The sequence below is a fragment of the Rhodospirillum sp. A1_3_36 genome (assembly GCF_047263945.1).
GTDB lineage: Bacteria > Pseudomonadota > Alphaproteobacteria > Rhodospirillales > Rhodospirillaceae > Rhodospirillum.
The window spans coordinates 1-24,321 of the sequence record NZ_JBLAVB010000028.1 but is presented as its reverse complement, the minus strand read 5'-3'; the positions used below and the strand labels follow the sequence as shown (position 1 = coordinate 24,321).

Here is a 24,321-nt window from a genome sequence, read left to right as displayed (position 1 = left end):
TGGGCTATCGCCCAAAAAATACGAGACACTGTGGTGTACTGCGGGTCTGGGCAGAGCCCAGACTCTTCGAAGAGAGGGAGGATACCAACGGTGAGACCATGACCCAGTCCCTTCCCCTTCTCCTTCCCGCCGCCCTAGATCGCTGGTTCGTCGATCAGGGTTGGGCCTTGCATGGCCACCAACGGCGCCTCATAACCTTGGCGGCGGAGGGGCGGTCCTGTCTGTTGATCGCGCCGACGGGAGGGGGCAAGACACTGGCCGGGTTCCTGCCCAGTCTGGTGGAGCTGTCCAACAGGCCTCGGGATGGTCTCCATACCCTTTATATCTCGCCCTTGAAGGCCCTGGCCCAGGACGTCCACCGCAACCTCGCCCGACCCATCGCCGAGGCGGGCTTGCCCGTCACCCATGAAACCCGGACCGGTGACACGCCGGCCCATAAACGGAAGCGACAGCGGGAAAAACCGCCCAATCTGCTGCTGACCACGCCGGAGAGTCTGGCCCTGATGCTCAGCTATCCGGATGCCGGTCGGTTCTTTGGCAAGCTGCACTCGGTGATCATCGATGAACTCCATGCGCTGGCCGGGACCAAGCGGGGGGAGTTGCTCTCATTGGGATTGTCTCATCTGCGGCGCCTCTCGCCCGGGGCGCGCATGACCGGCCTGTCGGCGACGGTGGCCCACCCCCGGGAGCTGGCTGCGACCCTTGGCTCCGAGGTCGAAACGGTGGTGGCCGGAGGGGGAGCGGCGCCGGTCGTCGGCCTGCTGGACACGGGGCGGGATGCGCCCTGGGGCGGGCATATGGCACTGTACGCCCTTCCTGCCGTTTATCGGGAGATCAAGGCCCATGGAACCACCCTGATCTTCGTCAACACCAGAGCGACGGCGGAACTGGTCTTCCAGGAGCTTTGGCGGCTGAACGAGGACTGTCTTGCCATCGCCTTGCACCACGGTTCGCTCAATGTGGAGCAGCGGCGTAAGGTGGAGGCGGCCATGGCCGAGGGCCGCCTACGCGCCGTGGTTTGTACCAGTTCCCTGGATCTGGGGATCGACTGGGCAGGGGTGGATCTGGTGATCCAGATCGGCGCCCCCAAGGGGTCTGCCCGCTTGATCCAGCGGATCGGACGGGCCAACCACCGCCTTGATCTGCCGAGTCAGGCCCTGCTGGCTCCGGGCAATCGCTTCGAGGTGCTGGAATGCCTCGCGGCCATGGAGGCGGTGGCCGAGGGCGATCTGGACGGAGATCCCCCGCGCCCCGGGGGGCTGGATGTGCTCGCCCAACATGTCCTCGGTCTCGCCTGTGGCGCTCCCCAGGATCCCGACGTGCTTTATGGAGAGGTGGTGTCTGCACCCCCCTACGCCGGGTTGGACCGGGGAACCTTCGACCGGGTGGTGGGCTTCGTGCGGAATGGAGGCTATGCCCTGGGTGTTTACGAGCAATACCGCCGCCTGGAAACCGACGAGGACGGGCGGTTCCGGGCGGCCAATGCCACCGTGGTCCGCCAGTACCGGCAGAATGTGGGGACCATCGTCGAGGCCCCCATGCTCCGCGTCAAACTCCGCCGGGGCCGGGTCTTGGGTGAGGTGGAAGAGTGGTTTATCCTGGCCCTGGTGCCCGGTGACACCTTCGTCTTTGCCGGAGAGCTCCTGCGTTTCGAAGGCGTCCGGGACATGGTCGTGGAGGTCACCCGCGCCAGCGGAGAGGAGCCAAAGGTGCCCGCTTACATGGGCGGGCGGTTGCCGCTCTCGACCCTTTTGGCCGACCGGGTCATGGGGATCCTGGCCGATCCGGAGCGGCGCAGGCGGCTTCCCGGTGACGTGCGTCAATGGCTGGATATCCAGCGCTGGCGCTCGGCCCTGCCCGGGGTGGATCGCACCTTGGTCGAGACCTTTCCCCGGGGAGGGCGGCATTTTCTGGTGGCTTATTGCTTCGCCGGACGCAATGCCCACCAGACCCTCGGCCTGTTGCTGACCCGCAGGCTCCAGCGGCGGGGGGCGCGCCCTCTGGGTTTCGTGGCCAGCGATTATGCCATCGCCTTGTGGTGTGCCCGCCCCTTCGAGGCCATTCCCGAGTTGTTCGATGAGGACATGCTGGGCGATGATCTGGAGGAATGGTTGGCTGAGAGCCCGATGATCAAACGGGTTTTCCGCAGCGTTTCCGTGATCGCCGGGCTGATCCACCGGCGCCATGGGGGCGACGAGAAGACAACCCGTCAGGTGACGGTCAATTCGGACCTGATTTTCGACGTGCTTCAGAAATACGAACCGGACCATATTCTGCTGCGCGCCGCCCGCCAGGACGCCTTGGGAGGACTGATCGACATCGGGCGTTTGGCGGGCTTACTCCAGCGCATGAAGGGGCGGATCCAGCACCGATCCTTGGCCCGGGTGTCACCCCTGGCCGTGCCGGTGCTGCTCGACATTGGCAGGGAGAATGTCTCGGGGGGCAGTTTGGACGACCTGTTGGGCGATGCCGCAGCCGAAGCCCTGATCGCTGAGGCGACGGAGCCGGATGCCAACGGCATGGACAAGGATCTCTTCGCCGACCTATAGGTGATGGCTGTTTCTGGAAAGGAAGCCCCAAAAGATGATGGTCAATGGCGCCCGCCTGCTCCCCGATCCCAGTGGAGCCCTCTATTGGCCCGGGGAGCGGGCTTTGATTATCGCGGATATGCACCTGGAAAAGGGATCGGCCATGGCGGGGCGGACCGGCCAGCTCGTGCCGCCCCTGGACAGCCGCGCGACCCTGGCCAAGGTCAAGCTTTTGATCCGCCGCCATGATCCCAAGGTGGTCATTTGCCTTGGGGATGCGTTCCATGACGTCGATGCCGCCGCTCGCCTGGGGAAGGAAGAAGCGACACTTCTGGGCAACCTGAGTCAGGGGCGGGATTGGGTCTGGGTCACCGGCAATCACGACCCCATTCCGCCCGAGCACCTGGGGGGACGTGGCGCTCCCGAGCTCACCTTGGGTCCCCTGACCTTCCGCCACCAAGCTGTTTTGGGTGGAGGGCTTCGGACCGAGCGGGGGGAGGTTTCCGGGCACTATCACCCCAAGGCTGCGGTGACGGTAAATGGGCAACGGCTTGTCCGACCCTGCTTTATAACGGACCAGCACCGCCTGATCCTGCCCGCTTTTGGCGCCTACACCGGCGGCTTGGATGTCTGGGATCCGGCCATTCGGGCGGTGTTCCGCAAGGATTTTCGGGTGTTCCTCGTGGGGGAAAACAAGGTGCATTCCTTCAATTCCGGTCGTTTGGACAAGGCACGCTCTGCATCCGGCGCCGATGCGTCCTCGGCAATGGGGCGGGATGCCAAGGACGGACAGGGGCGTCTTTCCTTGGGAGATCTTCCCTTTCCGGCGGCCATTCCCTCCCGCTCACGAAAACCGGCTTGAGGTTGAATGACGCAAAATCCACTTGGTACACCACAAGGGATGTTTTCCCGTCACGGGGTTTTGCCCCGTCCCCCACTGGGGCCGAAAGGCCCCAGACCCCAGGCCATAAAAAATGGGGGTTTGGGGCATTAGCCCCCAAATGGGTTTGGGCTAGCGCCCAAAAAATATATGACACTGTCGTGTATCGTGCAAAATCCGTCACTCTTACCGCTAAAGCCATTGTAAGAGTAGGTTCTTTTGATTAGCTTCACTCCGTCGAGTAATGAGGAACCCAGTACCTCAATGTGTCCTTGGGCACCGCGTAAGCGGGAGACTGTCCGTGAATACAAGAGAGGGTGGTTGATTTCCGATGGTCTGGAACGGTTGAAAAATGACCGCATGACTTTCGGAAAACGGGTTCCCCTACAGGGGAGGGGTGTGAAATGGCGTTGGTGGGATGCGCGCCAACAGGCGTGGAGGTCTGTTTCGGGCGGGACGAGATTATCGTTTCCAAGACCGATACAAAGGGCGTGATTACCTACGCCAATGATGTCTTCTTACGGGTTGCGGGCTATTCGGAACGGGAGCTTTTGGGAAAACCCCATAACATCATCCGCCATCCGGACATGCCGGCTTGTATCTTCAAGCTGCTGTGGGATCGCATCCAGGCGGGGCATGAGGTCTTCGCCTATGTGGTCAATCTGGCCAAGAACGGGGACCATTACTGGGTCCATGCCCATGTCACCCCGTCCCAGAGTTCATCCGGCGCGATTACCGGCTACCACTCGAATAGACGTGTTCCCCGTCCCACGGTCCTTGAGGGCATCCAGGGCCTCTATCGTCGGCTGCGGGCGGAAGAGGGGCGGTATCCTACGCGGATGGAAGCCTTGGCCGCTTCCTCCACCATGATTGAGGACATGCTGGTCCGGGAGGGGGTGTCCTATGACGAATATATCCACGGTCTCTAAGATCGGTGTCTGTCTGTTTGTCGCGGTGGTCTTCGCTCTGGTGGGGGGCGTGTTGGCTTTGGCGGGCGCATCGCAATGGGGGGGGGCTATCAGTCTTGCGGGACTTTTCCCCTTGTTGGCCGGGAGCTATTACATGGTCCGCGTGCGGTCGATGGTTGGTAAGGCGTCGCATGCCTGCGCTTTGGCTGCGGGCGGTGATCTGGGGACGCGCATTCTGGGGATTCATGGGCGGGGGGAGTTATCCGCCATGCAACGGGACATCAACCACCTGCTTGATGTGACCGAGGCCTTTGCCCGGGAGGCGGGCGCCGCATTGCTTTATGCCAGCCAGGGCGCCTATTACCGCAAGATCCTGGAACGGGGCATGGTGGGGGATTTCGGAACCTATACCCGAAGGGTGAATGAGGGGCTGGCCGCCATGGACAATCGCACCCGGATCTTTCGCGAGGGGGCGTCTTCCATGGGGGAGAGCATCCATGAGGTCGTTCGCTCCGTGGGGGTGGCTGCGGGAGGCTTGGAGCGCGCAGCGGAAGAGTTGGCCGCCATCGCAGACCAGACTGGATCCCAGTCCCAAACCGTTGCTGCAGCGGCGCGGCGGGCGTCTGAAAACGTGAGCGGTGTTGCTGCGGCGACAGAGGAATTCTCCACATCCATCGTCGCGGTAAGCGAACAGGTTGAGCGGTCCTTCCAGGTGGCCCAGGAGGCCGTGGCGCGGGCGGAGCGGGCCGAGGAAACGGTGTCAAGCCTCGCGCATGCGTCTGGTCGGATCGGCGAAGTGGTGGAGCTGATCAATGACATCGCCAGCCAGACCCATCTGCTGGCCCTGAACGCGTCCATCGAAGCGGCCCGGGCGGGGGAGGCGGGGAAGGGCTTTTCCGTGGTTGCCGGAGAGGTCAAGGTCCTGGCCAACCAGACCGCCCAGGCGACGGAAGAGATCGCCAACCAAATCCGCTCCATGTGCGGTGTGACCGAGGAGGTATCGGCGGCCATTAAAGCCATTGGAGCCACGATTCGGATGATCAACGAGGGCGCCACGGCCATTTTTGAGGCCGTGGAAAGTCAGCGTGGCGCGGTGGGGGAGATTTCCAGCAATATCAATAGCGCCGTGGAGGGGGTGGAGACCGTGGCCGATAACATTGCCATGGTGGCCTCAGGCGTGCGGGAATCCGGCTCTGCCGTGACCAGAATACGCGCCGCCGCAGGGGATTTGTCCCGCCATGGGGATCGACTGGACCGAGACGTTGACGGTTTCATCAAGGAAGTGACCGCTTAGAGCGGAATGAGGAAAAGTGTGTGCGGTTTTCCGTCTCATTCCGCTCTAACTATATGATTTAGATCACGTTTATGAAGTCAGGTCGGACAGACCTGACTTCATCGTGATCGAGAGTGCTCCGAGATCAAATGGTTTGAGTCGCGGGGACAATTTATTTCACGGTATACGACAGTGTCTCGTCATTTTTTGGGCGATAGCCCAAACCCAAATGGGCCCCCATTTTTTTTAGCCCGGGGTCTGGGGCCTTTCGGCCAAAAATAATAGTTTGGGGCCTTTCGGCCCCAGTGGGGGACGGGGCAAAGCCCCGTGACGGGAAAATACCACCTGTCGTGTACCGTGACTTCATTTAAGCCGACGCAGGGTCCATCCGGCAGGGCAGCTGGCTTTGCCGTCCGCAGTCCACTCCACGGCCTTGGGATCCTCGGTGGTGAAAATACCGATGGTCGAGCGGATGCAGTCGCATTCGACGATGGCGCAGGCCATGGGCAGGCCTCCGCCTTCCGACTCCCTTGCGGTTTTGTCACTCCCGCAAGCGGAGAGGACGGCCAGAAGGACGAGAGCGGAAAGGGTGATGCGTGTCATGGGAACCCTTGAGTGATGAGCGAGGCATCCTGACACTATAGGAAAATAGCCTTAGAGCATCGAGCGGAAAAGTGGGGACCGCAGGGAACGCGGAGCGGACAACCGGTTTTCTGATCCTCTCGATGCTCTAACCATTTGATCTAATGGGTAAGGGCAAAAAAGCTTGCCGGAAGCGCCGGGAGAGCGCTTCCGGGGGTGTCAACTGGGGGTGGGAGCGGATGTGGCGGGGCCGTTACGCCGCCCGGACGACGGAGGAGCTTCGGCGAAGCAAGGCCGGGGTGGCAATGCCGACCAGATCACCCGCAGGCAGAACCAGCCCACCGTCCCGCATGGCTGCGGCCTGGGCCGTCAGCGGCAGGGCTTGCACCCGGGGGGCGGACTCGTCGGGCATCATCACACCGAAGTCGGAAGCCGGGCGGAAGCCGAACCGGGTATAATAGGCCGGATCTCCCACCAGGATGATCATGTCCGTGCCGGTCCTTTGGGCCTCGGCGATGGCGTGACGCATCAAGGTGCCGCCGATGCCGCCAATCCGCAGGGCGGGATCGACAGCGATGGGACCCAGCAGGGCAACGTTCAAAGCCGACCCCTCGGCTCCAGACAGCCGCAGGGGCCAATGCCGGACCGTGCCCGTCAAGACACCATCGGTGAAGGCCGTAAAACAAAGATGAGGCAGAGGATCGACGCTCTCCCGATACCGGTAAGAGGTCTTCGCCGTCCGACCCGGGCCAAAGGCCCGGTCGAGGAGGGTTTCGATGGAGGCGCCAAGGGACGCGCCCTCGGGTAAGATATGAAGCATTTCAGTGGTTCCCAGGGCATCAAAGGGTGTCATGGTGGGGCTGCCTTCCGCTTTGGGCGGCGCCGGCCTTTGGGAACCTTCGAACTCTGCGTTCTCCTAGGCCCGTTTGCACACGGCGACGACCTGCCGCGCTATGGCGCGGCGGTTCATTCGTCGTCGTCTATCAAACCAATGGGCCCGCATGGGGTCTCGCTCTGTCTAGGGGTTTATGTCCACCAATGGGAAATCGGATACAGCGAAGGGGTCTCCCCGGTCAAGCTCCTTATGCGTTGGATTTCTTGTGGGTGCAGGAACGGCGGACCATATGGTTTTTCAGCAACACCAACCAAAACTGTCGGAGATTGTCGCCATGGGCGTTTCCAGGACTTCCTTTGCTCTCCTCGGTCTGGTCGGAGGACTGCTGTCCAGCCTTCCGGCGGTCGCCCAGCAGATGTTCGACAGCGAGGAAACCCGCTTCCGCTTGACCCCCGTTGTCCGAGGTCTGGAGCACCCCTGGGGGCTGGCCCAAATGCCGGATGGTCGCTTTCTGGTGACCGAACGTCCCGGGCGGCTGAGGGTGGTGGATCCGGAAACGGGGACGCTCTCTGCCCCTCTCGCAGGTCTGCCATCGGTGGCGGCTCAGGGGCAGGGAGGTTTGTTGGACGTGGCTCTGGATCCGGCTTTCCCCGACAACCGCTGGGTTTACCTGACCCATTCCGTGGCCTTGGACGGGGGATTGACCACGCGGGTCTCCCGGGGGCGGCTGAGCGATGGTGGTTTGGTGGATGTCGAGACCCTGTTCACCGCCCGGCCCGTGGGATCGGCGAGGCACCATTTCGGCTCCCGCCTGGCTTTTGGCGCCGACGGCAGGCTGTTCGTTACCGTAGGCGACCGGGGCGAACGGACGCGGGCCCCCGACCCGGGAAACGACGGAGGCAAGGTTCACCGGATCAATCCGGATGGCTCCATCCCACCGGATAACCCCTTTTTGGGACAAGACGGCGCGTCGCCCACCGTCTGGTCCCTGGGGCACCGCAACCTTCAAGGGCTGGCATTCGATCCGGCCACGGGCCGCCTGTGGGAAACGGAGCATGGTCCCCGGGGCGGCGATGAGGTCAACCTGATCGTCAAAGCTGTGAACTATGGCTGGCCGACCATCACCTATGGGCGCGAGTATTCCGGCCTTCAGGTGGGCCGTGGCCTGACTGAGGCGCCGGGGCTGGCCCAACCGGTGATCCATTGGACCCCCTCCATTGCCCCCTCCGGCCTCGCCGTTTACGACGGAACAGCCTTCCCATCTTGGCGGGGGAACCTGTTTGCGGGGGCGCTCGCCCATACCCACCTGCGCCGCTTGGTGGTCGAGGGAGACCGGATCGTTCATCAAGAAATTCTCCTTGATGGTGTGGTTGGGCGAGTCAGGGCAGTTGCAGTAGGGGCTGATGGGGCCTTATACCTGCTAACAGATGAGGAGGAAGGAGTCCTGTACCGTATGGGGCCGGTCTGATGATTGGGGCGACCGCCTTTGATCGCAAAGTTGAGCGGTAGGCGACCGGTAAAGACCAATCGGCCAAACAGTGAGTTGGGATACGCGCTGGCTCTCAGCCTTTCACTTCGTTTAGTGTGTCTGACAAGGCGGGTGGGGTTTTAGGGGAGTATGTGGGGTATGGGGGCCAATTGGAGCACTGTCGCCTGGGTCTGTGTTGGACTCGGCCTATTGGCCATTGGTCTGTTGTGGGGGAGGCGGTACTTTGCTTTGGAGATCTCCCTAAGACGCCGGACAAAAGGGGGAGCGCTACCGCCGGTCCCCCCCGAGCCCCTTCCCCCCGAGCCAGAGGACCTCTCCCCCCTTGAGCGGAGGGAGCAGCGCTTTGCCCTGGCCATGATGGGGGCGAACGATGGCCTGTGGGATTGGAACCTGGATACGGACTCGGTTTACGTCTCTCCCCGGGCCGAGGAGATTGTCAATATCCCGGCCCATGAATTGGCGAAAACCTCTTGGGCGTTGATCTCCTATATCCACCCTCAGGACCTGCCGGAATTCCGCCGCCGCATCGTCGCCCATATCAAGGGGCAGTCCGCTTGGTTCGAATGCGAATACCGCACGGAGGATCCCAAGGGCCGAGCCCGTTGGGTGCTGCAGCGGGGGTTGGCGTTGCGCGACGAGACCAATCGAGCCCGGCGGATGGCCGGATCCCTGAGCGATATCACGCCCCGGAAGGAGGCCGAACAACGTCTGATTGAAGCCAAGGCCCAGGCCGAGGCCGCAGCCCAGACCAAATCGGATTTCCTGGCCCATATGAGCCACGAATTGCGCACCCCCTTGAACGCCATTATCGGCTTCGCAGACATGATCAGATCGGAGGTTCAGGGTCCTCTCGATCACCCCCACTATCCCGAATATGTGGACAACATCCACCGCTCGGGCCTGCATTTGCTGTCCTTGATCAATGACGTGCTCGATACCGCCAAGATTGAAGCGGGGCGCTTCGAACTGAACGAAGAGGTGGTGGATCTGATCGAGGTGGTGCGAGAGGTGACCGACCTGTTGATGCCCCGCTCGAAGCGGCAGGGCGTGACGGTAAAAGAGATCTTCCCCACCTTCCTGCCCGGCCTGCGGGGGGATGTCCGGCGGATCAAGCAGGTCCTGCTCAATTTGGTGACCAACGCCGTGAAGTTCAGCAAACCCGGGGGCGAAGTGCGGATCCGCATTTTTCTGGATGGACCCAAGGGGTTGATCATCCGCGTGTCGGACCAGGGTGTGGGCATGGATCCGAATGATATCCCCAAAGTTCTTGAAGCCTTCGGCCAAGTTCACCACGAGACGGCCAAAGACAGTGAGGGGACGGGGCTGGGGTTGCCCCTGAGCAAGGCCTTGGTGGAACTGCATGGGGGACGTCTAAAGATCAAAAGCGCGCGGGGTCAAGGAACCGTCGTGACTGTCATCATGCCGCCGGATCGGGTCATTATCGCTTGAGGAGAAGGCTGTCTGGGGCCATCCTTCTCCATTGTTACAGGATATCCCCGCGCACTCTTCAGGAAACTCGTTTATGGACTCCTCTGCCTTCCGCGCCCTGTCTCCCAGCCATCTGGTCCGCGCTTGGGCAAGGGCCATCCAGCGGTTTCCGTTTACGGTCGCTGCGGCTGCGGCATTGACCCTGCTGGTCGTCGGGACCATCCACGAAGCTTGGCCCGACGCATGGAAGGACTATCTGCCAGGGCTCGGCCTCGGTTTGGGCTGTGGATTGCTGGCGAGCCTGGGGGTCACCCTGCGCGGTGAGATTCGTGCCTGGATCATGCCCCTCCGCCATGGCCTCGCCGCCCTCGCGCTCGTCTTTTCCGTCCTGGTTTGCTGGACCCGGGTGGCTTCCGAAATGGTCGCTCTCCTGACGTTTCTCCCCTTCGGCCTGTTCCTGCTGACCCTGGCGGGGGTGCTGGCCGGAGCCCGGGGGCGCAGCGCGCTGGACGGTTGGCGGGAGCTACTGGGAGATCTTTCGGCCTGCCTGTTCGGTGTCGTCGTTGCTGTAATCCTCGGAACGGGCTTGTGTCTCTGGCTGGTGGCGATCGACTTGTTGTTGGGCGCTGCTTCGCCCGGTGAATTCTATGCGGACATCTGGGCCGTGGCTTTGATCCTGATCTGGACCCTGTCGGCCCTCTCCCGCCTGCGGGGGGGAGAGGGCGGGCGTCCGGACGAGTCACCAACGGCGGAACAGGCCATGCCCACTTGGCTGGCCATTGTGATCGCTGGCCCGCTGACGGCCCTGGCGCTGGGCTATCTGTTGGTGGTCGTTCTCTACCTGGTGCGGCTGGCCATGGAAGGGCGGTTCATGGAGGGGGAGATCGGTTTGGTAACCGCCCTCTATCTGGCCTTCGGGGTCGCGGTGCATCTGCTGTCCTATCCCCTGCGGGAGGAGGGGCCGCTGCTCTCCCGCTTCTATTGCCGGTGGTTTCCCTGGACCCTGCCGCTTCCTCTGCTCGCTTTGATCTGGGCATTGGGGGTGCGGGTTGGGGCCTATGGCTGGACGGAGGCCCGGGTGCTGTTGGCGGTACTAGGGCTGTGGCTGGCGGTCTTCGCTGGGCTCCACCTGCTGCGGCCCAGGCTCGCTCGGCCCTTTGTCGGCCCTCTGGTTCTGGGGGGGCTTTTGGTGCTGGCGTCCTTCGGCCCCTGGGGGGCGCGGTCCATGTCCATCGCCTCCCAGGTCGGGCGGTTCGAGGCGCTGGTCACAGACATCCGCATCGCCCGGTGGACCCCGGGAGACACGGGGTTGGGTAAGGTGGATCGGGCCAAGGTGATAGAAGCCGCAGAGCTGATGAATTGGCTGGCCAGGCGGGAGGCCTTGGGACAGGTGGCCGGACTGGTGGCGGTAGAACCGGCTACCTTGAACACGGCGTTGAATGAGGTTCGGCGGGCTCCGAAAGCGGTTGGAAGAAGGGTTGAGCTGAAGGTGGAAGGGGGCGAGGCCGTAACCCTGAAAGGGGAGGTTGGTCGGCTTGTTTGGGTCGGGATGTGGGGTGACGGTACCGCCGAATGGACCTTGCCGGAAGGTCAATTGGTGCTGGACATGGATAAGGCAGAGATTCGTCTGGATCCGTTGGAGGGCGGGGAGGGGACCGCTTCCCTTGCGCGGTTGGAGATTGGTCCTTGGCTGGGCTCTCTGGCCAACCGGGAAAGCGGCCCGGTATCAGAGGATCAACTGACGCTGCGAGGGGAGGGGGGACTCCTCTTGAAGGCCGTGGACTTGGCGTTCTGGGTCAAGGACGGAAAGATCAGCCCGGCGCGTCTGCGCGGCGTCATCATTCTTGAAACAGAGGGGGCTCCGGGGGCATCCCCCTCGGATGGGGGCGGGCGATAGCCCAAAAAACACGAACCAGTGTCCTGTGCTGTGCCGACCTGATTTCACTCTATTTATGCAGCGATTCCTCGAAACCCGGAAACTGTGCTTCGCAGTTTCTGGGCTCTGCCCAGACCCGCAAAGGGTCGCGGACCCTTTGAACCCAAATGGGGGTCCGGGGCCTCAGGCCCCGCTTGGGGGGGCGGGGCAAAGACTTCGCGATCAAGTTGAGCCAAGAAGTGGCCCAACTTGATCTCGGAGGCACTCTAATGGGAGGCCAAGGCATCCTCAGCCCGGTGACAGGCGACCCGCCTTCCGGCGACCGAGGTCAATTCGGGAATCGCCGTCCGGCAGATGTCCACCGCCAGCGGGCAGCGGGCGTGGAAGGCGCAGCCCGGCGGTGGGGCCAGGGGAGAGGGAAGTTCTCCCTTCAAGGGCTGGCGGGTCTTGCGCTCGCTGGGGTTCAACTTGGGTGTGGCGGCCATCAGTGCCTGGGTATAGGGATGGGCCGGGGCGTCGAAGATCACCTCCTTCGGCCCCATCTCGGCCACGCGGCCCAGGTACATGACCATGACATCCTGGGCAATGTGGCGCACCACGGACAGATCGTGGCTGATGAACAGGAAGGCCACACCAAAATCCCGTTGCAGATCCATCAACAGGTTGAGCACCTGGGCCTGGACGGAGACGTCCAGCGCCGAGACCGGCTCGTCGGCCACCACCACCCGGGGATTGAGCATGAGTGCCCGTGCGATGGCGATGCGTTGGCGCTGCCCACCGGAGAACATATGGGGATAGCGGTTGGCGAACTCGGGACGCAGGCCAACCCGGGCCATCATCTCCATGACCCGCTCTTGGCGTTGGCTTCGCGAGAGTTTGGTATTGATGATCAGGGGCTCTTCCAGGATGGTGCGGACCTTCCACCGGGGGTTCAGGGAGCCATAGGGGTCCTGGAAGATGATTTGGACGTTTTGGCGGGCGGTCTGGACGGCTTGCTTGTCGGCAAAGGCCACGGCCTGACCATCAATGAACAAGCCGCCGTCGGTGGGGTCCTCGATGAGTGTGACCTGCCGGGCGAGGGTCGATTTGCCGCAACCGGACTCCCCCACCACAGCCAGCGTGCAACCGTGATCCAGGACGAAGGATACATCGGTCAAGGCATGAACAGTCGCGTCAGGACCGAAGGCGCCGCCGGGAACGGGGTACTTCTTGGTGAGACCTTGGGCCTCCAGGGCGGGGGCCAGGGGGTGTTCCTCGGCCTGGGCTTGGGGATGGGGCGTCTGGCTCATGGGGTGGGCACTCCATCCGGATCCAAGGGGAAGAAGCAACGGACCCGGGACTGCTCTTGTCCGTCCTCTAAGGGCCCGTCTTCCAGGGGCGGTTGCTCGCTTCGGCACCGGTCCCGGACATGGGGACAGCGGGGCGCGAGCAGGCAGCCCTTGGGCCGGTCATGGGCGCCGGGGACAACGCCGGGGATGGTGTTGAGCCGCTCCGCGCCGATGGCCCGTTCGGGCAGGGCGGCGAGCAGGGCCTGGGTATAGGGATGACGGGGGTGGTCGAAGATGGCGGGGACGGATCCGCTTTCCACGACCTGCCCGGCATACATCACCACCACCCGATGGGCGGCCTCGGCCACCACTGCCAGATCGTGGGTGATCAACAGCATGGCCATGCCCCGCTCCTTTTGCAGGGTCAGCAGCAAGTCCATGATCTGGGCCTGGATGGTCACGTCCAGGGCCGTTGTCGGTTCGTCGGCGACCAGCAGCCGTGGGTCGCAGGCGATGGCCATGGCGATCATCACCCGTTGGCTCATGCCGCCGGACAGCTGGTGGGGGAAAACCCCCAGGCGGGAGGCCGGATCGGGGATGCCCACCTGACCCAGCAGGTCTATGGCCCGGGCCTTGCGCTCGGCCCGGGTGCCGCCCTGGTGGATCTTCAGGGCCTCGGTGATTTGGTAACCGACGGTGAAACAGGGGTTCAGGCTGGTCATGGGCTCCTGGAAGATCATGGCCACATCTGAGCCGGTCAGCTTGCGCCTTTGGCGCGCGGACAGGGTTTGCAGGTCCACACCGTCGAAGACCATGCGGCTTGCGGTGACCTTGCCGGGGAAGGAGACCAAGCCCATTACGGCGAGGGAACTGACGGACTTGCCCGATCCGCTTTCGCCGACGATACCCAGGACTTCGCCTTTCTCCAAGGTATAGGAGACCTCTTCAACGGCACGGAAGGGGGTCTTTCCGCCGCCGAATTCCACCGTCAGGTTTTCGATTTCCAACAGGGCCATGGGGCTGCCTCAGCGTTTCATGCGGGGGTCGAGCGCATCGCGCAGGCCGTCACCCATCAGGTTGAAGGCCAGGACGGTCATCAAGATCGCGAGGCCGGGGAAAGTGACAATCCACCAATGGCTGAGCACGAATTCCCGGGCCTCGGACAGCATGGTACCCCATTCGGGTTGGGGCGGCTGGGCGCCCAGCCCCAGGAAGCCAAGAGATGCGGCATCCAGGATGGCCGTCGAAAAGCCCAGGGTCGCCTGGACGATCAGTGGTGCGACACAGTTGGGCAGGATGACGCGGACCATCAGGCGGAGGCGGGAGGCTCCGGCCACACGCGACGCGGTGACATAGTCCTTGGTCGCTTCCGTCAGTGTGGCCGCCCGGGTCAGGCGGGTGTAGCTCGGCAGGACGACCACCGCGATGGCGTAGATGGCGTTCTCCAGCCCGGGGCCCAGGATGGCGACAACGGCAATCGCCAGCAGCAGACTGGGCACCGATTGGATCACATCCATCAGGCGCATGATGACGATGTCCACCCAACCCCTCAGGAACCCGGCCACCAATCCAAGGGAGACACCGGCGACCAGGGAGAGGGTGACAACCACCAGTCCCATCATCAGCGACAGGCGGGCACCGTAGATGATGCGGGTCAGGATATCCCGGCCCAGGGCGTCGGTGCCCAGCAGATGGGACCAGTCTCCCCCTGTGACCCAGGGGGGAGGCATCTTGGCGTCGGGGACATTCTGGGCGAAGGGGTCGTAAGGGGCGATCCAGGGGGCGAGCAGGGCTACCAGGATAATCAGGATGATGAAAATCAACCCGGCCACGGCCCCCTTGTTCGCACTGAAGTATTTCCAGAATTCGGCCAGGGGATGGGGAGGGGGCGCCAATTGGGCGGATTCTGCCTCCAGGGCGTTCCGCGCTTCCTCGGACAGGACAGGTCCGTTGGTGGGGCTGGTGGATTGGGTCATGGGGCGATCACCGGCGATGTCGAATGCGTGGGTTGACGACACCATAGAGGACGTCCACCAGCAGGTTGAGAAGGATGACCACCGTGGCGACGAGCAGGACGCCGCCCTGGACCGACGGATAATCCCGGCGGTTGATGCTTTCCACCAGCCATTTGCCGACGCCGGGCCAGGCGAAGATGGTTTCGGTCAGGATCGCATTGGCCAGCAGAATACCGACTTGCAGGCCAATGACGGTGATGACCGGAATCAGGGCGTTGCGCAGGGCATGGACCATAACGACTTTGAGGGGCGAGACGCCTTTGGCCCGGGCAGTGCGCACATAGTCCTCGCTCAGGACTTCCAGCATGGCCGAACGGGTCATGCGGGCGATGACGGCCAGCGGAATGGTGCCGACGACGAAGGCCGGAAGAATCAGATGACGGACGGCTGAGGAGAAGGCCCCGGGTTCGTTGGTCAACAGACTGTCGATCAGCATGAAACCGGTGACGCTGTCCATCCAGATGGTGGGGTCCATGCGGCCCGACACGGGAGTCCAGCCAAGGATTCCGGACACCAGCATGATCAACAGCAATCCCCACCAGAAGATGGGCATGGAATAGCCGGTCAGACTGACCACCATGACACCGTGGTCAAAGATGGTGCCGCGCTTGACCGCAGCAAGCACTCCGGCAGGGATACCCAGCAGGACGGCGAAGGTGATGGCGCAGATTCCCAGTTCCAGGGTGGCGGGGAACAGGGTCAGGAATTCTTCCACCACCGGCTTACGGGTGACAACGGACTTCCCCAGGTCTCCCTGAATGGCGTGCTCAAGGTAGGTGACGTATTGCCGCCAAAGGGGTTGATCAAGGCCGAGCTGGGCCATCAACTCCGCATGGCGTTCCGGACTGATGCCCCGTTCCCCGGCCATCATGAGCACGGGATCTCCGGGGATCAGATGGACCAGGGCGAAGGTCAGCAGGGTGACACCAATAAAGGCCGGGATGACCAGCAAGGCGCGACGCAGAACGAAAGAGATCATACGGAGCGCTCATCTTTGGTGGGACAGAGGGGACGAATCACAGCTCCAGTGTGACTCATGATAACCCGAGAAGGCAAAGGAAAGCAGACGGGGAGACTACTCTTCCAGGTCAACACCGTAGAACAGGTGCTTTCCCAGGGGGTCTATCTTGAAGTTTTTCACCTCGGGCCGGATGGGTTGGTACCAGATGGAATGGGCGATGGTCGCCCAGGGCGCTTGGTCTTTGAAAAGGACTTGGGCTTTCTTATAGAGAGCGATCCGCTCGTCATGGTCGGTTACCACCTTGGCCCGTTGGATCACGTCATCGAAGGGTTTGTAGCACCACCGGGCCCGGTTGACGCCGTGAATGGCGTCACAGCCCAGCAGCACGGCCAGGAAATTGTCCGGGTCGCCATTGCCGCCGGTCCAACCGAGCAGGACCGTTTCGTGCTCCCCATCCTTGGTCCGTTTCAGATATTCGCCCCATTCATAGGAGACGATTTCCGCCTCGACGCCCACGGCTTTCCAGTTGGCCTGGATGATCTCGGCCATGCGGCGGGCATTGGGGTTATAGGGGCGTTGGACGGGCATGGCCCAAATGCTGGTTTTCAGCTCCGTGATCCCGGCTTCCGCCAGCATCGCCTTGGCGGCTTCGGGGTCGTAAGGGTCATCCACCACGTCGTCGTTGTAGGACCACATGGTGGGGGGAATGGGGTTCTTCGCCACCTTACCCGCACCTTCGTAGACTGCCTTTATGATGGTGTCCTTGTCGATGGCCATATTCAGGGCCTTGCGGACTTTCGGATTGTCGAAGGGGGGCTTTTCCGTGTTGTAGGCCAGATAGCCGATGTTCAACCCTGCTTGGCTCATCAGATTGACCTGGGGGTCGGTCCTCATGGTGGCGATATCGGCCGGATTGGGATAGGGCATGACATGGCACTCCCCGGCTTTCAGCTTGGCATAGCGAACGCTGGCGTCGGGGGTAATGGTGTAGACAAGCCGATCCAGGGGAGCGCGACCCTTCCAGTAGGCGTCGAAGGCTTCATAGCGGATCTGGGTATCCTTCTGGTACCCCTTGAAGACGAAGGGGCCGGTGCCGATTGGGAGCTGGTCCACCATCTCTGGGGTTCCCGCCTTCATCATCGCGTCGGCGTATTCGGCGGAGTAAATGGAGGCAAAGTCCATGGCCAGATCGGCGATCATCGGCGCCTCGGGGCGCGTCAGGTGGAAGACGACGGTGTGATCATCCAGCTTTTCGATGCTCTCCAGCAGGTCGGGCATGGACATGCTGTTGAAGAACATGAAAGTTCCATTGGACACCCGATGATAGGGGTGATCGGGTTTCCACTGGCGCTCGAAGGACCATATGACGTCATCGGCGTTGAAATCCCGTGTCGGCGTGAACCGGTCGTTGGAGTGGAATTTCACGCCCGGGCGCAGGTGGAAGGTATAGGTCTTGCCGTCCTCGGAGATGTCCCAGCTCTCTGCCAGTCCGGGCTCGGTCTCCGTTGTGCCGCGCTTGAATTCAACCAGGCGGTTGAAAATGGGTCGGCTGCTGGCGTCGAGAGTCGTGTTTGACGTGGAGAAGGCCGCATTGAAGCCTTCCGGACTGCCTTCGGAGCAAAAGACCAGGGTTTTGGCCTGGGCGACCGAAACGGTCATCGCTAGGAAGAGGCCCGCAATGCCACCAAGAAGACTGTTCCGCATTCTGTATTCCTCGGGGGGGAGTCAAACCCGCCTGGAGCCGACCGGCCCCGGAGGGCAAGAAAAAGCGGGGGAGGGCCATAGCCTTCCCCCGCCTGATTTGGGGATCGGAGTCTATTCTTCCAGGTCGACGCCGTAGAACAGATGCTTGCCCAGGGGGTCGATCTTGAAGTTCTTCACCTCGGGCCGGATGGGCTGGAACCAGACGGAATGGGCGATGGTCGCCCAGGGCGCTTGCTCCTTGAAAACGACTTGCGCTTCCTTATAAAGCGCGGTCCGCTCGGCCACGTCCGAAACCACCTTTGCCTTCTGGATCAGATCGTCAAAGGGTTTGTAGCACCAGCGGGCCCGGTTGCCGGAGCCGACGGCGTCGCAGCCGAGCAGCACGGCCAGGAAGTTGTCCGGATCGCCATTGTCACCGGTCCAGCCCAGCAGGGCCGTATCGTGCTCGCCGTCCTTGGTCCGCTTCAGATATTCGCCCCATTCATAGGAGACGATCTCCGCATCGACACCCACGGCCTTCCAATTGGCCTGGATAATCTCGGCCATGCGGCGGGCATTGGGGTTGTAGGGCCGTTGGACGGGCATGGCCCAGACGTTGGTCTTCAGGTTGGTAACCCCGGCTTCCTCTAGCATCTTCTTGGCGGCTTCGGGGTCGTAGGGATCGTCTACCACGGCGTCGTTATAGGACCACATGGTCGGCGGAATGGGGTTTTTTGCCACCCGGCCCGCGCCCTGGAACACCGCATCGATGATGGAGGCCTTGTCGATGGCCATGTTCAGGGCCTTGCGGACCTTCGGATTATCGAAGGGTGGCTTCTCGGTATTATAGGCCAGAAAGCCGACGTTCAGACCTTCCTGGCTCATCAGGTTGACTTCGGGGTCGGTTTTCATGGCCTCGATATCGGCCGGGTTGGGATAGGGCATGACATGGCATTCCCCGGCCTTCAGCTTGGCGTAGCGGACGCTGGCATCGGGGGTGATGACGAAGACCAGCCGATCCAACGGTGCCCGACCGGCCCAATAATCGTCAAAGGCCTCGAAGCGGATCTGAGCGTCCTTCTGATACCCCTTGAAGACGAAGGGACCGGTGCCGATGGGCTCCTGGTCGATCACTTCCGGGGTCCCTGCCTTCATCAGAACATCGGCGTATTCGGCCGATTGGATGGACGCGAAATCCATGGCCAAGTCGGCGATCATCGGCGCCTCGGGGCGCGTCAGGTGGAAGACGACGGTATAGTCATCCACCTTCTCGATGCTATCAAGCAGGTCAGGCATGGACATGGCATTGAAGTATTCGTAGGTGCCGCCTGATACTGCGTGGTAGGGGTGGCTGTCCTTCCATTGCCGTTCAAAGGACCAGATCACGTCGTCTGCGTTAAAGTCCCGGGTCGGCGTGAACTTGTCGTTGGAATGGAATTTTACGCCCTTGCGCAGATGGAAGGTATAGGTTTTGCCGTCCTCGGAAATATCCCAGCTTTCGGCCAAACCGGGTTCGGTTTCCGTTGTGCCGCGCTTGAATTCGACCAGCCGATTGAAAACAGGCTGACTGCTGGCGTCGAAGGTGGTGCCTGCCGTATAGAAGGCGGCATTAAACCCTTCTGGACTGCCTTCTGAACAAAAGACCAATGTTTTCGCCTGGGCGCCCGTCGCTGCCATCGCCAGGATGGCCGCCGAGGCGACGCCAATAAGAACTTTCCGCATTCTGTCCTCCTTTAGGGGATTCGAATTGGTCGAATCCGGAGACGGTCTAGGATTGATTAAAAAGTGTCGCCGATCCAGTCCCCCATTCCAAGACCGAAGTGGGCCAAGACCGAAGTGGGCCAAGACCGAAGAGGGGACAACGCGGATGGCGATTGATGGCAGGTGGTCAGGGTGGATCCGATTTCAAGGATTAGGTCCGTGAAATTACGGAGAAAATACCTACTCTTGGTTTAAGGCCGTCCTTTCGAAATGGGAGGAGGATTGGTTTCCAAATGCAAAGCGCCGACGTTGTCCTCTGGTGCGGGGGCTCTGTCTCGACGTATATCCATGGAAGTAGCGGAGGAGAAGCCGGTGGCAGAGTTGATCAACCTACGTCAAGCCCGCAAGGCGCGGGACCGTAAGGCCAAGGAAGCAAGCGCGGAAACCAATCGCATCAAATACGGTCGCAAGAAGGCAGAAAGGAAGCGGGAAGACGCGGAGCGCGCAAACGCTCGGCGCCTGTTGGATGGTCATGTCCTGGAGCGATTGCAAGGGGCATCGGACGATTCCGAAGCCTGACGGATCGATCTTGGGAAGGGGCACAGGTCACGACTTGTTTCGTATTTTTGGGCGATAGCCCAAGCCCATTTGGGGGCCAATGCCCCCAAACCCCCATTTTTTTTAGCCCGGGGTCTGGGGCTTTTCGGCCAGCAATTGCCCGGGGTCTGGGGCCTTTCGGCCCCAGTGGGGGACGGGGCAAAGCCCCGTGACGGGATGTCGTATACCTTGGGGGAGGGGGTTATTTTCCACTTTTCCCTTTCTTTTCCTTTCCAGTTTTGCTTACGTTTACTGGCTTTCGGTCTCCCAGTTTCCAGATCTGGGGGAGGGCGCGAAGGGTGGCCCAGGCCTCCCGGGCTTCCTTTTCCATGGCCTTGCTGTCGCCGTCGATGGTTCCGGCAGCCCATCCGGCGATGAACGCGAGGAGGGGGGCTTCGGCGCCCGCATCCAAGGCCGCATGGCGCAGCTTGGCCCGTCCCACCGTAATGTCGTTGGACTTTCCGAGAATCTCCTGGACCCGCTTCATGGCCTTGAGGGCTGTCTTGGCCTCTCCTCTGGGGTAGAGCGGGGCGAGGAAGTCCAGGGTGTAGCGTAGCTTTTTGACGGTGACCCGCAGGGCATGACGAATTTCTGCAGGCTGATTGTCAAAGTCGGCTCCCCGCTTCAACACTTTGGTCATGCGCCTTTTCAGGACTGATCGGGCCGTGTCTCCCAGGAGCGCGGCGCGCGCGGCGGCCCGCTCCTGGTCCCGGCGCCAATCGCCGTCATCAAGCCATCGCAGTGTGGCGATGACCAGGGCCGTAAAGCGACGGCTTTCCAGGGCCTTTCTGGCATCCCGGGCCAGGGTGATGCGTTCCGAGTCGAAATGGGCGAGTAGGGATTCCCAGCCCGGCTCCAGGGCCAGAACCTTGGCCAGGGGCGGAAGGACCTCCGCCCGAAACACATCGGCGTCTCGGGCTGGACCCAGTACCCCCATCAACCATCGCAGCTCCCCTTGGATATGGTCCGTGTCGGCACCGGCCACCATCGAGCGGAAGGCCGAGAGGGCGGACCGCAGACGGCGGATGGCCACGCGGGCCTGATGGACGCCTTCCGGATCGCTTCCCTCGATGATGATGGGGCTATTGGCCACCAGGTGTTCCAGGCAGGATTGGCCGATCGTCTGGAAAGCAATTTCGGAGGACATCTCCGCAGTCAAGGGGAGGTCCCGAGCCTTGGTGGGGGTGGGGCTTTCCAGCTTGTGCTCAAGCAGTTGGTAGCCCCGGGCCGCCTTGCTGGGACCACCCAGGCCGAGGGAGAGGGTTTCCAGAAGTTCCAAAGCCAGGTCATGGAGGAGAGAGGCTGCGCCATACTTCAGCTCCAGCTCCACCTCGGCAATGGGGGCCTCCTTGTCTCCGGCCCTGACGACTCCATGGTCCACGGCGATTTCCACCTTTCCCTCTGGGCGGGTGATCAGCCGGGTGGCCCGATGCACGTCCGTTTCAAAGCGCAAAAGCAAGGGGTGCCCTCCCGTCGCCCTGGTGAAATCGGCGGCCAGCCCCCATTCGGCGATCAATTCGGGATTGGGTGTGTCCTCTTGCGTGGGGGCTTCCCACTCGCTGCGGGCGCTGAAACCGGCCTTGCCGATGCCTTTGGTCTTGACGGTTTGTATGTGTTTGCGGCCAATGGTTCGAACCCTTAAGGACAATCCAACTTTGGCGAGGGAGTCGGTCTCGGTATCGAAATAGCGGCTGATCTGGCGCCGGGCGACGGGCTTGCGTCCTGAGGGAGATCGCAAGAGGGGATGGGACAGAAGGGCCTGCATCTCCTTGGGCTCACAGGATAGCTTCAGCTCCGTTTCCGTGTTGGCCATGGGGCGGCTCCTTATCCCGGCATAAGAACATGTGGAAAATGTGTTTAGGAATCCTTGACCCCATCAAATCGCGAATGTATCCGGGATAGCAAGGGCGGTTTCCTTGAAATTCAATACCTAGGCGTTTTCCCTTTTTTAATGTGTCCGTGTTTCCATCCGTAGCGGAGTTTCCCCTTGTCCGAGTCGGGACCCGATGTGATGGGGGAGGAAGATGGACTTTGCTTTTACCAGGGACCCGCGAGCCGGAGACATGAACATGGTTGGACCGTCGATGCTAAGCTGGACCGCAAAGGGGTTGCGAGGGATGGCATTGATAGGAAGCATCGGTCTCGCCCTTGCAGGGTGCGAGACCATGGGAGATGCGGGCGACGCCATGATGGTTGATCTCCGCTCCACTATCGGTGAAGAAAGCCAAGCGGATTTGGCACTGGCCTCTCTCGCCAAAGGGGACTATGGGACCGCAGAAGTCCATATCCAGCGGGCTCTGGCCCTGAATCCCCGCGATCCCTATGCCCTGCTGGCTGCGGGTATACTCTATCAGAATACCGACAGGGAGATGATGGCCGCGCGGGTCTATCAGGAAATCATGGCCCTGCGGCCCGAGGATCAGGCCGCGATCGGAAACTGGTTCCGCCAGCGACCTCGAAGCATCACGGACATCGCCGAGGCCAACCTGGAAATCCTCAGCATGTTGCCGGAGACAGCGGGGGTGGCTGGTGCGTCCATGATGGATCCCATGCGGGACCCGACCACGGGGGAGTCAATTCCGATGGGGGCACCCATGGCCTTTGCTGGTTCTGCCAGCGGCGCGCCCCAGTCGTTGACGGGGACGTCTCCAGCTTTCGGCTCTGCGGCGGCCAATGCCATGCCCGCCCCGATGGAGCCTTTAGGGCGAATACCCACGGCAGCGACCCTCGATCCCGCATCAACAAGCAATATAGCCCAACGATTTGCGGCGCTTCAGGCCCTGTATACGGATGGGCTGATTACACAGGAAGAATACGCTCGACGTCGGGCCGCCAACCTGGGCGCCTTGCTGCCCATGACCCAACGCCCTCCAGCGGTAGGGTTGGGCCGTCCATCGCCTCGGCCGGATGAAGTCGTCGGACGGTTGAAAGCCCTCCGCGCCACCTTGCAAAGGGGGGCGATGACTCCGGAACAGCATGCGGCGGAACGGACGGCGATTCTTGCGGCGCTGTTGCCGGAAGATCCAGTGCAGCGGGCACCGGTGATGCTGCCTCCGACGACACTGACCGACGGTGCAGCGGCTCAGGAACGCGTTCGTGCTCTGAAAGATATGGGCGTTGTGTCCGATGCCGAAATGAAGACAGAATTGGCGGCCATCGATAGATCTGTCAAATCTTCTGCCACCATGGCTGGCCCGCCTCCCAAGGTGGTTGTCGCTCCTGGGACAACGGTGCGAAGCGGGGGCGGCGCTCGTTCGGGCATCCATCTCGCCTCGTATAAATCGGAGGCCATGGCGAAACGCGGATGGGCTGAATTGCGTTCAAAGTACCCCTCCATTCTCGGGAAGCTGACGCCACACCTGTCTCGGGCAAATCTTGGCGCAAAGGGCGTTTTTCTCCGCCTGAAGGCCGGCCCCTTGAGGGGGAAGGGCGAAGCGCAGGCCGTTTGTGCAAAGCTGAAGGCGGCAGGGCAATATTGCGTTCCCACCAGTCTCTAATACCAAAGTGCGGTGAGTTGGCCTCACCGCACTTTGGAGGCGGCCAAGTGGCCGCTGCGCCCAATGGCGCGGTCAAGCCTGCTTGGCATTTGAGGCGTAGCGCCGTAGGTGCCAACCGCAAGAAAAACGGCGTGAGTTTAACCCAAGCCGCTTGGTGTAGCCCTGAATGGTGCATGGTCGGGCAACCGGGTGAAAAGCCGGTTGCCCTTTTTCCTGGCGGCCAAGGGGTCGAGAGTGCTCCGCTATGAAGGTGGTTCGCCGTCTTCCAACTGGCGCATTTTCCAAAAATGCCCTCACGCGGTCTTCGTGAAGTCGCGTCGGATAAACGGCTTTGATCGACACCCCCTCAGGCAGCGTTGAAAAACCTTGCCTAGGGGCATGAACTTCCATATAGTGTACCACTTCACTGCTTCAGTTTTGGTGGTGCGAGCTCTTCCTTTTCAGAAAACTGTATATCAACAGTGCGTTTCGTGGCGTGCTGGTTGAAACGTCCGCTTTTGCGTTGTGGTTCCGGAAATTGCGAGCGGCTGGCTTTCTGTTTTCCAGCTTCGGGCGGAAGCAAAGACATGTGCGGTTCTGAAAAAGAAGGTTGACTTGATGCCGTGCGGTCTATAGAACCCGGCCTCCCGACGGAGCGTTGGTTTTGTTGGGGCCGGGTTTTCTCCCTGGTTGTTTTTGTTTAATTCCTTGAATTGGCATTATTTTCGGATGTGCCACCGCTTCCTTCGGGGACCGGAAGAGGGGTTGGGCGGGACAGAAAAAAGGGAGTTGACACGGTGGTTGGGCGGGCTTAGAACCCC

At 61.8% G+C, this 24,321-nt stretch carries 19 protein-coding genes; 9 read left to right on the top strand and 10 right to left on the bottom strand.

Annotated features, from left to right (window positions below; translation table 11 throughout):
- The first annotated feature begins 98 nt into the window (after positions 1-98).
- From ACLIRY_RS24640 to ACLIRY_RS24625, 4 genes are all read left to right on the top strand, one after another.
- Positions 99-2,549: a ligase-associated DNA damage response DEXH box helicase gene (locus tag ACLIRY_RS24640; protein WP_413208081.1), complete on the top strand. Its 2,451-nt coding sequence runs from the start codon at positions 99-101 to the stop codon at positions 2,547-2,549.
- A gap of 34 nt (positions 2,550-2,583) precedes the next feature.
- Entirely contained in the window at positions 2,584-3,390 is an 807-nt protein-coding gene (gene pdeM / locus ACLIRY_RS24635; protein ID WP_413208080.1) for a ligase-associated DNA damage response endonuclease PdeM, read from the top strand.
- A 422-nt stretch (positions 3,391-3,812) separates the two neighbouring features.
- Positions 3,813-4,337 carry a PAS domain-containing protein gene (locus tag ACLIRY_RS24630; protein WP_413208079.1) on the top strand — a complete coding sequence of 175 codons (525 nt, stop codon included), beginning with the start codon at positions 3,813-3,815 and terminating at the stop codon, positions 4,335-4,337.
- On the top strand, positions 4,312-5,610 hold the full coding sequence (locus ACLIRY_RS24625) for a methyl-accepting chemotaxis protein (protein WP_413208078.1): 1,299 nt from the start codon (positions 4,312-4,314) through the stop codon (positions 5,608-5,610). Before ACLIRY_RS24630 ends, ACLIRY_RS24625 begins: the two co-directional genes overlap by 26 nt.
- 342 nt (positions 5,611-5,952) lie before the next feature.
- On the opposite strand, the gene ACLIRY_RS24620 is transcribed toward ACLIRY_RS24625, so the two are convergent.
- The gene (locus ACLIRY_RS24620; RefSeq protein ID WP_413208077.1) at positions 5,953-6,192 is read right to left on the bottom strand and encodes a hypothetical protein; all 240 of its coding nucleotides are present in this window, start codon (positions 6,190-6,192) and stop codon (positions 5,953-5,955) included.
- 232 nt (positions 6,193-6,424) lie between these two features.
- Positions 6,425-7,024, bottom strand: a complete 600-nt coding sequence (locus ACLIRY_RS24615; RefSeq protein ID WP_413208076.1) for a GNAT family N-acetyltransferase — start codon at positions 7,022-7,024, stop codon at positions 6,425-6,427.
- 271 nt (positions 7,025-7,295) lie between these two features.
- Between ACLIRY_RS24615 and ACLIRY_RS24610 the strand changes: the two genes are divergently transcribed.
- The 3 genes from ACLIRY_RS24610 to ACLIRY_RS24600 all read left to right on the top strand — a co-directional run bounded on the left by ACLIRY_RS24610 (position 7,296) and on the right by ACLIRY_RS24600 (position 11,820).
- Positions 7,296-8,474, top strand: a complete 1,179-nt coding sequence (locus ACLIRY_RS24610) for a PQQ-dependent sugar dehydrogenase (RefSeq protein WP_413208075.1) — start codon at positions 7,296-7,298, stop codon at positions 8,472-8,474.
- A 159-nt stretch (positions 8,475-8,633) separates the two neighbouring features.
- Entirely contained in the window at positions 8,634-9,944 is a 1,311-nt protein-coding gene (locus tag ACLIRY_RS24605) for a sensor histidine kinase (protein WP_413208074.1), read from the top strand.
- 73 nt (positions 9,945-10,017) lie between these two features.
- Positions 10,018-11,820, top strand: a complete 1,803-nt coding sequence (locus ACLIRY_RS24600; protein ID WP_413208073.1) for a DUF4153 domain-containing protein — start codon at positions 10,018-10,020, stop codon at positions 11,818-11,820.
- A 245-nt stretch (positions 11,821-12,065) separates the two neighbouring features.
- Here ACLIRY_RS24600 and ACLIRY_RS24595 read toward each other — a convergent pair whose 3' ends face one another.
- From ACLIRY_RS24595 to ACLIRY_RS24570, 6 genes are all read right to left on the bottom strand, one after another.
- A complete protein-coding gene (locus ACLIRY_RS24595) occupies positions 12,066-13,088 on the bottom strand; it encodes a dipeptide ABC transporter ATP-binding protein (protein WP_413208072.1) in 1,023 nt (340 codons plus the stop codon).
- Positions 13,085-14,083: a dipeptide ABC transporter ATP-binding protein gene (gene dppD / locus ACLIRY_RS24590; RefSeq protein WP_413208071.1), complete on the bottom strand. Its 999-nt coding sequence runs from the start codon at positions 14,081-14,083 to the stop codon at positions 13,085-13,087. The genes ACLIRY_RS24595 and dppD overlap by 4 nt, the downstream gene beginning before the upstream one ends.
- A 9-nt stretch (positions 14,084-14,092) precedes the next feature.
- A complete protein-coding gene (locus ACLIRY_RS24585) occupies positions 14,093-15,043 on the bottom strand; it encodes an ABC transporter permease subunit (RefSeq protein WP_413208070.1) in 951 nt (316 codons plus the stop codon).
- A gap of 7 nt (positions 15,044-15,050) precedes the next feature.
- Entirely contained in the window at positions 15,051-16,061 is a 1,011-nt protein-coding gene (locus tag ACLIRY_RS24580) for an ABC transporter permease subunit (protein ID WP_413208069.1), read from the bottom strand.
- Positions 16,062-16,157: 96 nt separating this feature from the next.
- Positions 16,158-17,747, bottom strand: a complete 1,590-nt coding sequence (locus ACLIRY_RS24575; RefSeq protein WP_413208068.1) for an ABC transporter substrate-binding protein — start codon at positions 17,745-17,747, stop codon at positions 16,158-16,160.
- A gap of 111 nt (positions 17,748-17,858) precedes the next feature.
- Positions 17,859-19,448, bottom strand: coding sequence for an ABC transporter substrate-binding protein (locus ACLIRY_RS24570; RefSeq protein ID WP_413208067.1), 1,590 nt, complete (start codon positions 19,446-19,448; stop codon positions 17,859-17,861).
- Positions 19,449-19,775: 327 nt separating this feature from the next.
- Here ACLIRY_RS24570 and ACLIRY_RS24565 point away from each other — a divergent pair, with 327 nt between their 5' ends.
- Complete coding sequence (locus tag ACLIRY_RS24565; protein WP_413208066.1) at positions 19,776-20,006, top strand: DUF4169 family protein; 231 nt, start codon at positions 19,776-19,778, stop codon at positions 20,004-20,006.
- Between the two features lie 220 nt (positions 20,007-20,226).
- On the opposite strand, the gene ACLIRY_RS24560 is transcribed toward ACLIRY_RS24565, so the two are convergent.
- Entirely contained in the window at positions 20,227-21,837 is a 1,611-nt protein-coding gene (locus ACLIRY_RS24560; RefSeq protein ID WP_413208065.1) for a CHAD domain-containing protein, read from the bottom strand.
- Positions 21,838-22,141: 304 nt separating this feature from the next.
- On the opposite strand from ACLIRY_RS24560, the gene ACLIRY_RS24555 reads away from it, so the two are divergent.
- Positions 22,142-23,521 carry an SPOR domain-containing protein gene (locus ACLIRY_RS24555; protein WP_413208064.1) on the top strand — a complete coding sequence of 460 codons (1,380 nt, stop codon included), beginning with the start codon at positions 22,142-22,144 and terminating at the stop codon, positions 23,519-23,521.
- Positions 23,522-23,924: 403 nt separating this feature from the next.
- Here ACLIRY_RS24555 and ACLIRY_RS24550 read toward each other — a convergent pair whose 3' ends face one another.
- Complete coding sequence (locus tag ACLIRY_RS24550; protein WP_413208063.1) at positions 23,925-24,089, bottom strand: hypothetical protein; 165 nt, start codon at positions 24,087-24,089, stop codon at positions 23,925-23,927.
- Between the last annotated feature and the right edge of the window lie 232 nt (positions 24,090-24,321).

Excerpts from the sequence above, each read along its gene's own strand:
- ACLIRY_RS24595 (WP_413208072.1), bottom strand. The coding sequence starts at position 13,088 with ATGAGCCAGACGCCCCATCCCCAAGCCCAGGCCGAGGAACACCCCCTG.
- ACLIRY_RS24615 (WP_413208076.1), bottom strand. The coding sequence starts at position 7,024 with ATGACACCCTTTGATGCCCTGGGAACCACTGAAATGCTTCATATCTTA.
- ACLIRY_RS24580 (WP_413208069.1), bottom strand. The coding sequence starts at position 16,061 with ATGATCTCTTTCGTTCTGCGTCGCGCCTTGCTGGTCATCCCGGCCTTT.
- ACLIRY_RS24605 (WP_413208074.1), top strand. The coding sequence starts at position 8,634 with ATGGGGGCCAATTGGAGCACTGTCGCCTGGGTCTGTGTTGGACTCGGC.
- ACLIRY_RS24550 (WP_413208063.1), bottom strand. The coding sequence starts at position 24,089 with ATGTCTTTGCTTCCGCCCGAAGCTGGAAAACAGAAAGCCAGCCGCTCG.
- pdeM (WP_413208080.1), top strand. The coding sequence starts at position 2,584 with ATGATGGTCAATGGCGCCCGCCTGCTCCCCGATCCCAGTGGAGCCCTC.
- dppD (WP_413208071.1), bottom strand. The coding sequence starts at position 14,083 with ATGGCCCTGTTGGAAATCGAAAACCTGACGGTGGAATTCGGCGGCGGA.
- ACLIRY_RS24560 (WP_413208065.1), bottom strand. The coding sequence starts at position 21,837 with ATGGCCAACACGGAAACGGAGCTGAAGCTATCCTGTGAGCCCAAGGAG.
- ACLIRY_RS24585 (WP_413208070.1), bottom strand. The coding sequence starts at position 15,043 with ATGACCCAATCCACCAGCCCCACCAACGGACCTGTCCTGTCCGAGGAA.
- ACLIRY_RS24555 (WP_413208064.1), top strand. The coding sequence starts at position 22,142 with ATGGCATTGATAGGAAGCATCGGTCTCGCCCTTGCAGGGTGCGAGACC.
- ACLIRY_RS24610 (WP_413208075.1), top strand. The coding sequence starts at position 7,296 with ATGGTTTTTCAGCAACACCAACCAAAACTGTCGGAGATTGTCGCCATG.
- ACLIRY_RS24575 (WP_413208068.1), bottom strand. The coding sequence starts at position 17,747 with ATGCGGAACAGTCTTCTTGGTGGCATTGCGGGCCTCTTCCTAGCGATG.
- ACLIRY_RS24640 (WP_413208081.1), top strand. The coding sequence starts at position 99 with ATGACCCAGTCCCTTCCCCTTCTCCTTCCCGCCGCCCTAGATCGCTGG.
- ACLIRY_RS24600 (WP_413208073.1), top strand. The coding sequence starts at position 10,018 with ATGGACTCCTCTGCCTTCCGCGCCCTGTCTCCCAGCCATCTGGTCCGC.
- ACLIRY_RS24620 (WP_413208077.1), bottom strand. The coding sequence starts at position 6,192 with ATGACACGCATCACCCTTTCCGCTCTCGTCCTTCTGGCCGTCCTCTCC.
- ACLIRY_RS24565 (WP_413208066.1), top strand. The coding sequence starts at position 19,776 with ATGGAAGTAGCGGAGGAGAAGCCGGTGGCAGAGTTGATCAACCTACGT.
- ACLIRY_RS24625 (WP_413208078.1), top strand. The coding sequence starts at position 4,312 with ATGACGAATATATCCACGGTCTCTAAGATCGGTGTCTGTCTGTTTGTC.
- ACLIRY_RS24630 (WP_413208079.1), top strand. The coding sequence starts at position 3,813 with ATGGCGTTGGTGGGATGCGCGCCAACAGGCGTGGAGGTCTGTTTCGGG.
- ACLIRY_RS24570 (WP_413208067.1), bottom strand. The coding sequence starts at position 19,448 with ATGCGGAAAGTTCTTATTGGCGTCGCCTCGGCGGCCATCCTGGCGATG.